Source organism: Rhodococcus sp. NPDC059968 (assembly GCF_042738615.1).
Classification (GTDB): domain Bacteria; phylum Actinomycetota; class Actinomycetes; order Mycobacteriales; family Mycobacteriaceae; genus Rhodococcus_F.
In genome coordinates this window covers 1-14,816 of the sequence record NZ_JBHWUE010000033.1, presented here as the reverse complement: position 1 = coordinate 14,816, position 14,816 = coordinate 1, and the positions used below count along the sequence as shown (strand labels likewise).

The 14,816-nt window shown below is 67.2% G+C and carries 12 protein-coding genes; 5 read left to right on the top strand and 7 right to left on the bottom strand.

Going from position 1 to position 14,816, the window contains the following annotated elements; translation table 11 throughout:
* Positions 1–9 precede the first annotated feature (9 nt).
* Positions 10–1,143: an ABC transporter ATP-binding protein gene (locus ACFWAY_RS24710; protein WP_378512475.1), complete on the bottom strand. Its 1,134-nt coding sequence runs from the start codon at positions 1,141–1,143 to the stop codon at positions 10–12.
* Between the two features lie 255 nt (positions 1,144–1,398).
* Here ACFWAY_RS24710 and ACFWAY_RS24705 point away from each other — a divergent pair, with 255 nt between their 5' ends.
* On the top strand, positions 1,399–2,820 hold the full coding sequence (locus ACFWAY_RS24705) for an MFS transporter (protein WP_378512474.1): 1,422 nt from the start codon (positions 1,399–1,401) through the stop codon (positions 2,818–2,820).
* On the opposite strand, the gene ACFWAY_RS24700 is transcribed toward ACFWAY_RS24705, so the two are convergent.
* The 3 genes from ACFWAY_RS24700 to ACFWAY_RS24690 are packed head-to-tail and all read right to left on the bottom strand — an operon-like array spanning position 2,775 to position 5,412.
* Entirely contained in the window at positions 2,775–3,668 is an 894-nt protein-coding gene (locus ACFWAY_RS24700) for an alpha/beta fold hydrolase (RefSeq protein WP_378512473.1), read from the bottom strand. The genes ACFWAY_RS24705 and ACFWAY_RS24700 overlap by 46 nt on opposite strands.
* On the bottom strand, positions 3,668–4,216 hold the full coding sequence (locus ACFWAY_RS24695; RefSeq protein WP_378512472.1) for a YiiD C-terminal domain-containing protein: 549 nt from the start codon (positions 4,214–4,216) through the stop codon (positions 3,668–3,670). Before ACFWAY_RS24695 ends, ACFWAY_RS24700 begins: the two co-directional genes overlap by 1 nt.
* A gap of 38 nt (positions 4,217–4,254) precedes the next feature.
* Entirely contained in the window at positions 4,255–5,412 is a 1,158-nt protein-coding gene (locus ACFWAY_RS24690) for an acyl-CoA dehydrogenase family protein (RefSeq protein ID WP_378512471.1), read from the bottom strand.
* Between the two features lie 217 nt (positions 5,413–5,629).
* Between ACFWAY_RS24690 and ACFWAY_RS24685 the strand changes: the two genes are divergently transcribed.
* Both ACFWAY_RS24685 and ACFWAY_RS24680 read left to right on the top strand, forming a co-directional pair.
* Entirely contained in the window at positions 5,630–6,586 is a 957-nt protein-coding gene (locus ACFWAY_RS24685; RefSeq protein ID WP_378512470.1) for a PDR/VanB family oxidoreductase, read from the top strand.
* 671 nt (positions 6,587–7,257) lie between these two features.
* A complete protein-coding gene (locus ACFWAY_RS24680; RefSeq protein ID WP_378512469.1) occupies positions 7,258–7,971 on the top strand; it encodes a hypothetical protein in 714 nt (237 codons plus the stop codon).
* Positions 7,972–8,337: 366 nt separating this feature from the next.
* Here the strand turns inward: ACFWAY_RS24680 and ACFWAY_RS24675 are convergent, their stop codons facing one another.
* Positions 8,338–9,018, bottom strand: coding sequence for a class I SAM-dependent methyltransferase (locus ACFWAY_RS24675; RefSeq protein ID WP_378512468.1), 681 nt, complete (start codon positions 9,016–9,018; stop codon positions 8,338–8,340).
* 516 nt (positions 9,019–9,534) lie between these two features.
* Here ACFWAY_RS24675 and ACFWAY_RS24670 point away from each other — a divergent pair.
* Complete coding sequence (locus tag ACFWAY_RS24670) at positions 9,535–10,722, top strand: cytochrome P450 (protein ID WP_378512467.1); 1,188 nt, start codon at positions 9,535–9,537, stop codon at positions 10,720–10,722.
* A 54-nt stretch (positions 10,723–10,776) separates the two neighbouring features.
* Here the strand turns inward: ACFWAY_RS24670 and ACFWAY_RS24665 are convergent, their stop codons facing one another.
* Positions 10,777–11,496, bottom strand: a complete 720-nt coding sequence (locus tag ACFWAY_RS24665) for an enoyl-CoA hydratase/isomerase family protein (protein WP_378512466.1) — start codon at positions 11,494–11,496, stop codon at positions 10,777–10,779.
* A gap of 254 nt (positions 11,497–11,750) precedes the next feature.
* Positions 11,751–12,659 (bottom strand): undecaprenyl-diphosphate phosphatase, encoded by a 909-nt coding sequence (locus ACFWAY_RS24660; protein WP_378512465.1) that lies wholly within the window; start codon positions 12,657–12,659, stop codon positions 11,751–11,753.
* Between the two features lie 425 nt (positions 12,660–13,084).
* On the opposite strand from ACFWAY_RS24660, the gene ACFWAY_RS24655 reads away from it, so the two are divergent.
* Positions 13,085–13,762 carry an MspA family porin gene (locus ACFWAY_RS24655; protein WP_378512464.1) on the top strand — a complete coding sequence of 226 codons (678 nt, stop codon included), beginning with the start codon at positions 13,085–13,087 and terminating at the stop codon, positions 13,760–13,762.
* Positions 13,763–14,816 lie beyond the last annotated feature (1,054 nt).

Below are 14,816 nucleotides of genomic sequence, written 5' to 3'. Positions count from 1 at the left end.
GTGGCCGGCTCAGGCCACCGACAGGGCGGAGGCGCCGGGGATCGAGGCCCCGTGCTCGTGTGGGGGCTGCCAGAGCAGGCGGCGTCCGGTGCCGGATTCGAACAGGTGGAGGTCGCGGGACTCGACACCGAGTCCGACGGCGTCGCCGGCCCGCACCGGAACGGGACGAGGGGCCCGCGCCGCGAGACTGGTGGTGCCGATATTGAGGTGCACGATTTCCTCACCGCCGAGGTTCTCGATGACGGTGACGACACCGCGCAGGCCGGCCTCTGGGGCGTCGAGACGCAGCCGTTCCGGCCGGATCCCGACCGTCACCGTCCGCGGCCCCGACGCCGCACCGGCCGACAGTCCGAGCGGTGCATCCAGGCCGTCGGCCACCACATGCAGCTCGCCGGCCCGGTCGATGATCGTCGCGTCGAACAGATTCATCGGTGGGGCCCCCAGGAACGCGGCGACGAACGTCGACCGCGGCGCGTCGTACAACTCGGACGGAGTTCCGACCTGCTCGACCCGGCCCCCGTTGAGTAGTGCGATCCTCGTGGCCATGGTCATCGCCTCGACCTGGTCGTGGGTGACGTACAGGAACGTGGTGCCCAACCTGCGGTGCAGACCGGTCAGCTCGGTCCTGGTGGCACTGCGCAGCGCCGCATCGAGATTCGACAGCGGCTCGTCCATCAGAAACGCGCCCGGCTCACGCACCATCGCCCGGGCCAGCGCCACTCGCTGACGCTGCCCGCCGGACAGGGCGCCCGGCCGCCGGTCGAGGTGCTCGCCCAGGCCGAGGGTCGCCGCCACGTCGGCGACCTTCTCCCGGATCTGCTGCCGCGAGCGGCCCCGGGCGCGCAGCGGGAAGCCGATGTTCGTCGCGACGGTCAGGTGGGGATACAGGGCGTAACTCTGGAACACCATCGCCACGTCCCGCTGCCGCGGCCGCGTCGCGGTGATATCGCGGTCGTCGAGCAGGATTCGCCCCGCCGACGGCGACTCGAGTCCGGCGATCATCCGCAGCAGCGTCGACTTGCCGCACCCGCTGGGCCCGAGCAGGACCAGGAATTCACCGTCCGCGATGTCCAGATTCACCTCCCGCACGACCGGGGTCGTGCCGAACCGTTTCGACACCCCGTCGAGTCTTATCCGTGCCACCCATGTCTCCTCACATCCGTCGTCGTTCGGGCGGAACGACAACAGCTGCCGGTGACTGCCCGGTGAACGCGGTGCGGCGGGTGAGCGTCGGCTCTCTCACGCGGTCGTGGCGGCCTGCGACGATAGGAGAACGCCGCGGATGCGATCGACAGTTCCGATCATCGCCGATCCGACGGCGATAGCCGATGTCTATCGCGCAGACCGAAAAGCAGTTCCTGTAGACGTGTTTGACGGCCCCGATCGTAGCCTGATTCGGTGACTTCGCATCCAGACACCGGCCTCCGCTCGAGACTGCTGCTCCTCGGGATCTGCGCGATGACGTTCGTCGTCTACCTCGATACCAGCATCACCCCCGTCGCGCTGCCGGACATCGTCGGCGACGTGGGCGGCGGCGGCACCGCCGCCCAGTGGATCCTCGACGCTTATACCCTCGCCTTCGCGTGCCTGCTCCTGGCCGGCGGCGTGCTCGGCGACCGGCTCGGTGCGCGGCGGGTCATGCTCACCGGGGCCCTCGTGTTCACCATCGCCTCGATCGTCTGCGCTGTCGCACCGAGCATCGGTGTGCTGGTCGCCGCCCGCGCACTCCAAGGAGTCGCCGCCGCAGCCCTCGTCCCGCTCTCGGTCGCGGCACTGGGCACGCACATTCGGCAACCGCGCGCCCGCGCCCGCGCCATCGGCCTGTGGGGTGGCACCGCCGGCGTCGCGCTCGCGGTCGGACCGCTGCTCGGGGGAGTGCTGGTCACGGCGACGAGCTGGCGGGCCCTGTTCTGGATCAACATCCCGATCTGTCTCGTCGGATTCTGGTGCCTGCGGGCATCCCTCCGGCCAAACCGGGCGGGATCCGGCCACCGGATGGACCTCCCAGGGCAGCTGCTGTTCATCGCCGCCGGCTGCGGGGCGACCCTCGCGCTGATCGAGGGCCCGCACCGCGGCTGGAGCTCGCCGTTCATCCTCGGCTGCACCGGCGCCGCGGTGATCGCGATCGCCGCGTTCACCCTCTGGGAGAACCGGACCGCGACACCGCTGCTGCCTCGGGGGTTGCTGCGCATCCCCGAGGTCGCCGTCGCCTGCTCGGTGAACTTCCTCGGACTGTTCGGGCTGTACGGGGTGCTGTTCGTGCTGACGCTGTACTTCCAGCGCGATCTCGGGCTCTCCCCACTGCACACCGGCCTGCGATTCCTGCCGCTTTTCGGGATGCTCGGGATCGCCTCCCTCACCGCGGCGAGCGTCGCCCGCCGACTCGGCACCCGGCCGACCATGCTCACCGGACTCGCCCTCATCGGCGCCGGTCTCGTCGGGCTCGTCACCATCGACCTATCGGCGCCGCCCGCCGTCTACCTCAGTGCCCTCGGCCTCCTCGGCGCCGGGATCCCACTCTCGGGCGGTGTGGTGGCCATCGCGGCCATGGCCAACGCCGTACCGGAGACCACCATGGGCGCGGCATCGGGCGCGATGAACACCTTCCGCCAGTTCGGTGCCGTCTTCGGTGTCGCGGTGGCGGCCCTGCTCTCCCCACCGTCCCCGACCACCGCGGTGACCCACCTGTCGGCCACGTTCCTCGTCGCGGCCACGGGCGCAGCGCTCGGCGCGGTCCTCACCGCCGTCACGCTGCGCCCGAAACCGACCGCCGCTCAGGCGAAAGCGGAACCGGAGTCGATCCACTCCGCCACCCGCTGAGCCACCACCGGAGAATCCTTCAACCATTCGAAATGATCGCGGTGTACCACCGGAGAGTCACCCTCGACATGCCACTGCGTCACCGCCGCCGCCCGCAGGCGGGAGACCAGGAAGTCGACATTGGACTTCGGCCCGAGCCGGTCGTGCTCGAGGGAGACCGCCAGAACCGGCACCGTCATCTCCGCCAGTAACGTGTCATAGTCGACGGAGGCGCCCTTCGGGCGGTACCGGCTGGTCAGCGAGTGCTTCGACCAGTCGATCATCACCCCACCCGCCATCGCACCGGGAATCAGCACACCGCCCGGCCAGTACCCCTTCACCCGTGACACCAGACCGATCCACTGAATACTTGTCAAGGCCTCCACCCAGCGGCGGGGACCGAACGCCCGCCAGAACACCGTCCCCGTGCCGATGACCGTCACGCTGGTCGCCGCGGTCGGCCTCGCGGCCGCAAAAAGCAACGCCAGCTGCCCACCGAGGCTGTGCCCGAACAGATGCAAGGGTGCGTGCGGAAACCGCTGCCGCAGCGCCGCGATAATCGCGGGCAGGTCGACCTCGAGCATCTCGCGGTACCCGAAGTCCTTACCCTCGCGCAGCTCCGGCCGACTCTCACCCTGCGCACGCAGATCGGTCAACGCCACCGACAGCCCCTGCGCGTGGAAAGCCTTGCCGAGCGCCAGATAGTGCTTGGCCTTCATCGCCATCGCCGGCAGGATCAGCACCAGCGGCGCGTCCGGGCGGGCCGACGGCAGCACCCGCACCCGGAACGTCACCCCGTCGGGAGTACTCACCGCCACCGACTCGAGGGTGGAGTACTCCGAGGGTGGCCGCGTCGGAGAGGTCGTCATCATGCGTCCTTGTCGGTCGCCGGGGCGGGGAACACGGTGTCGACCACGTAGTCGAAGGTGAATTTCGCGACCACGACGTCGGCATCGTCGAGCAGCAACGCCTTGCCGGACAGTTCGAACCGCTCATCACGGTCGGCGGCCAAGATCGCGCGCAACTCGCGTTCGTCGACCGTCGCGACCGCGCGGATCCGACCCAGCGCCGGCTTGCGGTACGAGGCGCCCGCGCCGCGCAACACCAGCCGCGCGATGGTATCGAGGCGTGCGGCGGCCGCGCCCACGAACGCGGCGGCACCGGCGATGTCGGCGGCGGTGAACAGTGCCCCCGCATGCACGGTGCCCATGTGGTTGGTGACGTCCGGGGTCGCGGGAATCGCCACGACCGCGCGATCCGGTCCGATCTCGGTGATGGTGGTGCCGGCGGTGGTGCCGAACGGCACCATGCCGTCCGAGACCGCGCGCAGGTGCTCGTAGTCGAGGGCGGCGGGGTCCAGGGTGCCGTACACGGCGGCGAAGCCGGTACGGACCCGATCATCGGTGTGAGTGGTCATCGGAAACTCCTCATGTCGTAGTGGGGTAGATGTTGTGGTCAGCGGACCGTGCGCAGGACCCGGCGGGCGATCGACCAGCGCAGCACCTCCGAGGGCCCCTCGTAGATGCGGAAGGCGCGGGCCTCGACCAGGAAACGGGCGACGAGGTGGTCCTCGCACACCCCGAGCCCGCCGTGCAGCTGAACCGCGCGGTCGAGAATCCGCCAGACCGCCTCGGACACGAATGTCTTCGCGATCGACGCGTGATGGCGCGCCGCCGAAGAGGTCGGCCCCTGCTCGTCGATCGACTCCGCTGCGGTGCGGATCAGTCCACGGGACGCAGCGATATCGATCTCGCTGTCCGCGACCAACCCCTGGGCCATCCCGTGCTCCGCGATCGGCACCCCGAACGCCGACCGGCCGGTGATGTGCCGCGCCGCCATCTCGTGGGCACGGACGGCCAGCCCAAGCCAATTCATGCAGAACACCAACCGCGACGGCGCGAGACGCACCTGTGCGTACTCCATACCCAGGCCCACCTCGCCGAGCACGGCGTCCCCGGTCACCGCACAGTCGACGAAGTCGACCTCACAGTGCCCGCCCGGAACGCTGTGATCCAGGGTGGGCATCCGGCGCCCGACCCGTAGCCCCGGGTTATCCTGGTCGACCAGAAACATGGTCGGCCCATCCGCGGTAGCGGCGACACAGATGGTGAACCCGGCACCGTCGGCGCCGGTCGTGAAGTGCTTCTCCCCGTTGATCACCCATCCGGAGCCGGTCCGCTCGGCGACGGTACGGAGCAGCGACGGATCCGACCCGGCCCCGGGGGCGGGTTCGGTCATCGCGATCGACGACCGGATCTCCCCCGACGCGAGCGGCGCCAGATATCGTTCCTTCTGCTCGGGGGTGCCGGCATGCGCGAGCAAGTGAATGTTGCCGTCGTCGGGAGCCGACCCGTTCACCGACAGCGGCCCCAGCAGACTGGCGCCCGCCGCCTCCAGGACACGCGCCTGCGCCCTCGTGTCGAGACCGAGCCCGCCGTAGCGTACGTCGGACAGCGGACCGAACACTCCGGCGTCCTTGGCCTTCTTCTGCAGGTCCAGGCGCAGCGCGTCGTCGACGACACGCCCGTGGACGATGACTTCGTACTCCACCGGAATGACGGTGTCGCGAATGAAATCCGAGGTTCTTGCGACCAGCGGTTCGAGTGCAGTCATGAATCGGTGTCACTTCCGTGTTGTTGCGGATATTCCGGTCCCAACGGTCAGTCTCACGCGGCGCGCTTGCACGGCAGAGCCGTGATAGGGAACGCCGATCGCCCGAGTCGATTGCTTCTCGTCGCAGGCGGGCCGTCCACCGCTGGGCGAGTCTGGACCAGACAGCGGAACCGAACCGTCCGCACCCCGGCGGATCCGTCTCCCAGAAGGAGTTCACATGCTTTCGGCCGACCGCACCTTTCCGGTCATAGTCGTTGCACGGCAGCAGGAAACCCCGGAGGTCGTCTCCCTCGAACTCGCGTTACCCGACGGCGGCGAACTGCCCCGCTGGACACCGGGCGCGCACATCGACATCGAGGTCGGCGCCGCCGGAGTCCGTCAGTACTCGCTGTGCGGCGACCCGCAGGACCGGCGAGGGTGGCGAGTCGGTGTACTCCTCGAACGCGACGGGCGCGGGGGATCCAGATACCTGCATCAGGAGGCCGCACCGGGAAGTACCCTCACCGTGTCATTGCCGCGCAACAACTTTGCTCTCGAAGAGGGCCGGAACTACATCTTCGTGGCCGGAGGAATCGGCATCACACCGATCCTGCCGATGATCGCCGCCGCCCAGGCCGAGGGCGCGACCTGGACGCTGCACTACGGCGGTCGAACCCGCCAGTCCATGGCCTACCTCGACGAAATCTCGGCCTACGGCCCCCGGGCGAGCGTGCTGCCCCAGGAGGAGTGTGGCCTGCTCCCGCTCGACGATATTCTCGCGACCAGCGATCCGACGGCACAGGTGTACTGCTGTGGACCAGAAGCCTTACTCGCCGCGGTCGAGTCCGCCGTCGGCGCTGCCGATCCGCAACGACTCCACCTCGAGCGCTTTCGGCCGCGCACGGTGGACGAGAACTCCGGCCCCGACCGCGACTTCACCGTCAAGATCGCGAGTACCGGCGCCACCATCCGAGTCGGAGAAAACCAGTCGATCGTCGACGCCCTCGAGGACGCCGGGATCACGGTCGAGACGTCGTGCCGGGAAGGCACCTGCGCAAGCTGCGAAACCCCGGTCATCGAAGGCGAGGTCTGTCATCGAGACTCGGTGCTGTCCGCCAGCGAACGCGAACAGAGCGTGTCGATCATGCTCTGCGTATCGCGCGCGCGGTCAGACCTGCTCGTGCTGGACCTGTAAGAGATCACGTCCCAGAGCGTAATGTACAAGCCCGCCACATGATTGAGTCGTGCAGTGTGCCTGTTTTCGAGGGTGCGACGCTGCCGGATAGCACCGTTGCGGCAGGCGAGTACCGAGCGGCTCAGAAACGGTCGATTGCGGTCAGGCGCCAACCACCGGTCACCGACTCTGATTCCGATTTCAACAAACGATTGGCCGCACACCTGTTGTGGTGCAGGCACTGGGATCGACCGTACGCCTGACCAGTTCCCCGCCCGTTGATTCCCCGAATCAAGATCGTGTCAGGGACTCAGTTCGACTCGCCTTCTTCAGCGCGACTATGAATATCGCGACGACGGAAGCAGAGTTGGACTGGGCACGTTCAACGTTATGCTGGTAGCCAACTCTATTGCGGGCGCCGTCATCGTCGGACCTATCGCTGCGGGGCATCAACCCTCCGCGCGAAACACTGCCCTTGCCTGGCTGTTTAGGGTACGCTGCGGGAGCCATGCGGACTCTCGCGCGACTCGCAGAGAACCGCCCCTGGCAACGTCATTGAGATGATGCCAATTCGGGAGGTAACCTTCGCGATGAGACGCCGTCATCTGTTCGAATTCGAAGATCAGCGGTGGTTTCCGTCCCCGCTTCGCAACATGACGACTGACTTTCTTCAACAGAGTCTCATGCTTCGCATGAGCGTCTATCGCCCGACATTGCCGCTGATCACAACGGTGCTTCAGGCGCAGGAGACCAACAAGATCGTTGATCTGTGCTCGGGCGCGACAGGACCCTGGGCTGAGCTGAAACCCGCCCTGGATGAGGCCCTTGGATCAACGGATCTGACATTGACTGACAAGCACCCCAATTTCCCGGCGTTTCAGGGCCTGTGCGATCGGCTCGGGACAACAGTGCATTTCCTCTCAGAGTCCGTTGACGCCACGGATGTGCCGGACGAGTTGGACGGCGTGCGCACCCTGTTCACCAGCTTCCATCACTTCTCGCCGCTGCCGGCGAAGCGAATACTCGGTGACGCCTTCCGTCAGCGGTCCGCGATCTGCGTCTTTGAGTTCACGGAGCGACGATGGAAGACCGTGCTGTCCTTACCTCCGCTCGCTTTACTATTTCTTGCATTCACGACCCCCTCGCTACGGCCGCGCGGCCTTAGCCGGTTTCTCCTCACGTACCTGCTACCCGTCGTGCCCTGCGCTGTGATTTGGGATGGCATCGTCTCGAACCTGCGTACATACCAGCCGGAGGAGCTGGACGAGCTCGTCCACGAATACCGCTCGCCGGACTACGTCTGGGAGACAGGGCAACTCCACGCCGACAAAGGTCCGACTATCACATATCTGATCGGACACCGCGCAGCCACTGGAGGATCGCAGGAGACAACGCCACGACGGTGATTGAGGCACGCCTAGCGTGCCGCGTCAAGAATTCGTTGAGCAATTGGTCGGCTGCCGCAGTGGGGGAGGGGCCGATGGCGAGCTCAACGGTGTCGGATCGTGCTGGGCTGCGTGGAAAGGCAAGCCCAATCAGCAAGTCGCTGCGGAACTGGGGCTTTGGCCGCAGACGGTCGGTAAGCGGCGGGAGGCGGCGGGAGGCGCTTCCTCTAGCGCCGGACCGAGGGACAGATGGACGAACCGCGGCCCGGCGCGCCTCGCAAGATCACCGACGCGCAGGTCGAGTCGGCGCCACTGTCGACATCGGGGGGTGCGCCGAGCCGACCACGTCGTCCACCTCACCCCGCTGGCCGATCTCGGTAAGGTAGTTCACGCAGGCCGACGCCCGGAAATCATGACAAGCGGCATGCCGGTAATGCGAGAAACGTTCTCGTCGATGAGATGGAGTCGGCTTGCGAGATCACGCGCCTCCTTGAGGTCGATGGAGCGACCGGCGATCCAGGTGTGGAAGATCGCGAGGTTGATGCCACCGAGAAAGTTCGGCGTCGTGTAGGTCTCGATGAACTTTTCGGCGTCCTCGAAACTCGTGCTGCGGTCCGCTTCGGTGATCAGCAGCGGGCCTCCCGGTTTGAGGACGCGTACGCACTCGGCAAGCCCGGCGTCGCGCGGCGACCAGTGTTTGATGGAGCCGTAGCTGATCACGCCGTCGAAGGTCTGGTCTGCGAAGTCGAGCTGCGTGGCGTCGCCCAGTTCGAAGCGGACCCGGTCGCCGTAGTTCCGCATGCGTTTGGTGGCGCGCTTGATCTGGGGCTGCGAAAGATCGATACCGATGATGTGTACGTCAGGGCGCTGGTCGGCGATGTACTTCGTGAATAGCGCTCCGCCCGATCCCACGTCCAGAATGCGGGCGTTCGGCGGGAGATGCGGCAGAAAGTACTCGTCGATGACGTGGCGTGATCGGTAGACAGCCGGTGCCACCACGGTCTCGTACATCCAGGCGTGAACCGGAGTGTAGATCGCGGTGATGGGGTCGAACGGTGCCATCGGCATAGTCTCGCTCCTTGATATCCCGGGTGGACCACGCACCGCGGACAGAGAGTGAGGCGGCTTGTGGCCTTCAATGTGAGTTGGTTAGCATTCGATCGGTTTGGCGGTGGCCGGGTTGCGAGGCGGGTGGATCGGGCCTTGATGGGTGGCGGTCGCTTTCCACCAGTAGGCGGCTCGTGGGCCGTCGCTCGCCACGTGCGGGCCGACTGACTCGAAGGTCAGTCGGGGAACGCACGCCCGGTGTGGTCGGAACTCGCGCACGTGGGCTTTGTCGCGCATGGTCTCCCGAACACATCCCTCCCAAAGCAGCACCACTGCAATGGCGCGGATCGTTGCATCGTAATGCGGCGAGGTGCGACAAGGTGTTCCGCGACCGCGACCGCGACCGCGACCGCGACCGCGGCCACGGCCCCGCATCATTCGAGGAGCCGATACCCGCGCGGCGCCAGGCTGGCAGACTGATCCCGCAGTAGGGTCAAGACTGAACCGAAACGAGGGGGACCGGTGTCGAATTCCGCGATGATCTCGCCTGGAACACGCGCCTTCTGGGACCGCAGTCACGTTGGCCGACTGACCCTGTTCGAGGGGCTGCGTGCGCGGCCGGCGATCGAGTTCCACACCGAAGCCACGGGCCCGGGTTTCTGGTCGGTGGTCGGCTACGACGACGTGGTGGCGGTCAGTCGCAACCCCGAGGTGTTTTCCTCGGCAAAGGGCTTCACCATCGACGACGTCCCGGTCGAGATTCTCGAGTTCGCCATGTCGATGATCGCGATGGACAACCCCCGCCACCGCGAGCTGCGCTCGCTGGTGCAGTCGGCGTTCACCGCGGCCTCGGTCCGGGGTATCACCGACTGGATACGCGGGTACGCCGCGCAGATCGCCGCCGACGTCCCGCAGAACGCGGTGTTCGACTTCGTCTCCCAGGTCGCGAACCGGCTGCCGGTGCAGGTGATCTGCGAGCTGCTCGGGATCCCGGAATCCGACCGGTCAACGATCGTGCACTTGGCGGGCGATGTGATCTCCGGCGGCGGGCAGGAGTTCGCCACCGCTCCCGGAGGCGCGGCCGGGCTGGGGCAGATCTACGGATATGCCCTGGAACTGGGAGAAAGGCGCAAGGCCGACCCGGGCGACGACCTCACGTCGCGGCTGACGGCCACCGTGGACGGCCGGCCGCTCACCCCGGCCGAGTTCGGCTCGTTCGTCATCCTGCTGATCACCGCCGGATTCGAAACCACGAGGCAAGCTTTGGCGTGGGCACTGCACCTGCTCAGCGCGCACCCCGACCAGATGCAACTGCTGCGAACCGATTTCGCCGGCCACATCGAGGGCACGATCGACGAGGTCATCCGGTACGCCTCCCCGGTGCCCTACATGCGCCGCACCGCCACCGTCGACACCGACCTCGGCGGCGCCCACATCAGGACAGGGGACAAGGTGGTGATGTGGTACCTGTCCGCCAACCACGACGAGAGTGTTTTCGCCGATCCGGGCCGGTTCGACATCACCCGCCCGAACGCCGGCAAACACCTCGGATTCGGCGCCAAGGACATCCACCACTGCCTCGGGGTCAACCTCGCACGCGTGGAACTGCGGGTGATGCTCGAGGAACTGCTCACCGCGCACCCCGGCATCCGCGCGGTCGACGAGCCCCAGCTGCTGCTGTCCGCGTTCGTCAGCGGCATCGGAGCCCTGCCCGCCCACACCTAGACTGGAGGAAGCTGCCGCCCTGGCCGTTCTCTCACTACGCATTCTCGCTTGCGGTCAGGTCATGGCGGGCTGGGTGGACCACTGCTGGAATTCGGCGCCGGACATCGGGCTGCCCAAGGTGGCGAGTACGCGTGCGTACAGCGTGTTCTTGATCGCCCCGAGCGTGGGGCCACGGGTGCCGGCGAGCCGGTGTGCCCGGTCGACGGCATGAGACAGCAGCTCGTCCGCACTGGCGGTGGCGTGCACCAATCCTGCGGTCAGTGCCTGGTCGCCGCCGTAGCGGTGCCCGGTCGTCAGCGCCTGATGAAAGGCATCGGGGTGCAGGCGGGCGGCGAGCAAATCCACCGTGCCCGCACTGTAGGCGGCGCCGATGTGAACCCCGGGAAAGCACAGGAATCCACGATCGGCGCGCATGATCCGGTAGTCGTGCGCCATCGCCCAGAACGCCCCGGCACCGAAGGTGTGCCCCTGCAACGCTGCCACGGTGGGCAACGGCAGCTGAAGCATTCGCGCGAACAATCCCTGCATCCGGTCGATGAAGGCGTTCACCTGGTCGAGGTTGTCCATTCCCCAGAACAGGTCGGCACCGGTGGAATAGAACTTCCCGGTCGCTGTGGTGACCAACCCCGCCGGCCCGGTGGAGGCTTCCACCTCGTCCAGCACGGCGGTGATCTCGTCCACCCAGCCCGGATTGAACTGGTTCTGCGAGTCCGATTCTGCTCTGCTACCAAGGTAAAGAATGAACACGTCACCGTCACGCTCGAGATAAGGCACCCGCACAGGCTAACCGTCGACCACCTCCCGTGCCGGTCGCCGGGGCGGCACTCGTTGAACTCCACTCGCCGATCTCAGAGATGCCCACAGGACCCGCCACAAAGTGAGGTTGCCCCTCGGTGGCCGAGCAGGCCGCGATCGCTACCGACTCGACCACCGCTCACCACGGTCCGCCACTGAACCACCCGCACATCCGACACCCTCCGAGATGTCGAACGGCCCGGGGCACAGTGGCGACGCCCGGACTGGTTGCGTCAGGCGAATCGGATGATCGACAGGACCCCGACGACCAGGCAGTAGACGGCGAACGGGGTCAACGTCCTCGTCGCGAAGTAGCGGGTGAGGAACTTCACGGACAGGTACGCGGCGACACCGGCGACGAGCGCCCCGACGAGGATCTGTCCGTGCATGCCCTCGCCCTGTGGGCCGGCGAGGGTGGGCAGTTTGAGGACGCCGGCCGCGAGGATGACCGGTGTGGCCAGCAGGAAGGCGAACTTGGCGGCGTCCTCGTGGCTGAGTCCGCGGAGCAGGCCGCCGACCATCGTCACGCCCGAGCGGCTGATCCCGGCGAGGAGGGCCAGACTCTGGATCGCCCCGATGCCCGCCGCTTCCCGATAGTTCAGGTCGCCGAGGGGGCGTTCGCTCGGCCGGTCCGGCAGCGTGTGTGCCCCGACCGCGGCGGGTTCGACCGCCGCGGCGGCCCGCCGGCGCAGGACCTCGCCGGCCGCGAGGACGACGCCGTTGACCGTCAGAAAGATGGCGGCAGCCAGCGGGGTGGCGAACAGGGTGCGCAGCGGGTGTTCGAGGAGCAGGCCCAAAACCCCGACCGGGATGGTGGCCACGACGATCAGCCAGGCCAGCCGCTCGGTGGAGGTCGTGATGCTGCGGGTGCGCACGGTGGTGACGAACGCGCCGATGATCGCCACCCAGTCGCGGACGTAGTAGATCAGCAGTGCGACGGCGGTCGCGACGTGCAGGGCGACGATGAAGGCGAGGAACGGGGTACCGGAGTCGGAATCACCCTCGGTGACGAGGGCCTCCCACGAGCCGCCGAGCCACGCGGGCAGCAGGACCGAGTGGCCCAGGCTCGAGATCGGGAACAGCTCGGTCACACCCTGGAGGGCGCCGAGAACGATCGATTGGGGGTAGGTCAGTGCAGACACCCGGACAGCATGGCCGCCGCAGCGGCCATCGGCAACCTGGACGGCACCATTTGAGAATTCGGCGGTGCCCGCTTCCGACGCTGCGGGACAGAGTGTTTCGCCGTATCCACAGAGATAGCTGACCGACGGTACGCGATCCTCGTTGAGAATTCGCTGAGAGCGGCCCCGTCACTGGACATCCCCGACCAATCGGACATTGCGAACCAATTAGTCTGGGCAGCAACATGTTTCGGGGCTCGTGTCCAGTTCGTTATATTCCCGATGGTCACGTACTCGCCACCATCGGTCCATCGAGCGTTTTCCGATGGGGGTGACGCTGTCCCGGGATCTATCGAAAGGTCCTGGCTCGGGCCACCCTCCCCGACGGTTTCGCTCGGATGCAGTCCCCAGCGCACGCGAGCATCCGTCCTCACGGAAGACACGACATGACCCAGGACACGAAATCCCTGCTGCGCCGGATTGTTTCTCCCGCGCGGACCGCCACCCTGATCACCTTGGCCGCGCTCACCCTCGGACTCGGCACCGGCACCGCGAACGCCGCGGTGATCCCGATCGCCGACAGCACCGCCACCAAGACCACCGTGCTCGGCACGAACCTCGAGGTCGTGCAGTCCGGCCAGTGGATCAACAACGTGATCCCGCTCAACGGCACCCCGTTCGACAAGGACGTTTTCTTCGGCGGCAACACCGCCGTCACCTCCAGCGGCGGTGCCCCGATCACCGCGGGCACCCTCGACGTTGGTGTCGAGGTCGGCTACCTGCTCGATGTCTCCAACGGTCTGTCCCTCGGCGGCAAGATCGGCATCACCCCCCAGGAGGGCCTCGGCCTCCCGGTCGGCGGCCTGCCCACCCTGACGATGTCGGTGCAGACCCCGCTCGAGGGCAACTGGGTGGTGCCGATCCGCCCGGGGCAGATCGTGGCCGTCTCCCTCGACAAGAAGACGATGACCACGGGCAACGGCAACGTCAACCTCGACAACATCCACTTCCAGATCAACGGCGCCGCCGGCCCGGTGTCCATCCGCACCTACTCGCAGTGGACCGCCTCCACCAAGGAAACCGACGACTCCTTCGCGGCCTACGGACCCCCGATCACCCTCTAGGATCTAGGAAGCCCCGGCCGGCGATCCCGTTCCCCGAGCCACCCGGCTCGGCCCACCCACACCACCGAAACACCACAGGAGAATTCTCATGCTGCTCGACGTCCTGCATTTCGTTGTCAAGACCCCCACCACCAGCCTGCTCGACGCGATCATCCAGTCCATCCAGTGGGTCACCGGATCGTCCACCCAGACCGTCTGACACTCCACCCGACACCCACGGACCACGTCCGCTCCACGGCGGTGCATCCTCGCACCCCGCACGCCGCCAACCGAATACGGCCGCGCCCCCATCCGCGGCACTGCGATTGCCCACCGCCCCGCCGGGTGCGGTGGGCAATCGCACTACCCGGGCCGCCGCGCTCGTCTTCCGGGTCACCGTTCTGCCCTCGCCTGCACCGTTTCCCGATCGGGGAACGGTGCAGGCGATGCGGGTCGATACCCACTACTGGTCGAGCGCGCGCCGCCCGTGGTTGCCGAATCGCCACCGGGTCCGCCGCACCCCGAGTCGAGTCGGCACGGCTGGAGCGAGGGGTCGGGAGGGACCGCACCGCGGCCCGCGGTGGCCGGTCGGCACTGACCAGAAGGGGTGGGCGGCACCGACAGCCGTGATCATCGTCTCACTCGAACCGCGTTCCTGTGAGGAACTTTCGCCGCACGGACCTGCTGCTGTGCTCGGCATCGCCGCGGTCGCGGCTGGCGACCCCACTCGACATTGGCCGCGGTCATGATCGATCCCGACGAATGCCACCCACCACAGCGGCGGCGCGAGCAGCGGTAAGTACGCCGAGATCAGGATCCGTTCCACGACCGCACCCGACGAGGGTGTTGTTCCGGCGACCGCTCACGAGGCACGCGCCCAGTATCAGATCCGGCGTCCGGGGCGGGCCGGTCGGTTGCGTGACTGCTGGTGAAAACCAGTATTTGTCGGGGTTGTCGCCGGTTCGTCGCGCATACTGGGGCGATGACCGTTCCGTCAGCGCCGGTGGCTCCGTTCGGGCGCGTACTTACCGCGATGGCTACGGCGTTCACCGTGGACGGCGAGATCGATGAGGAT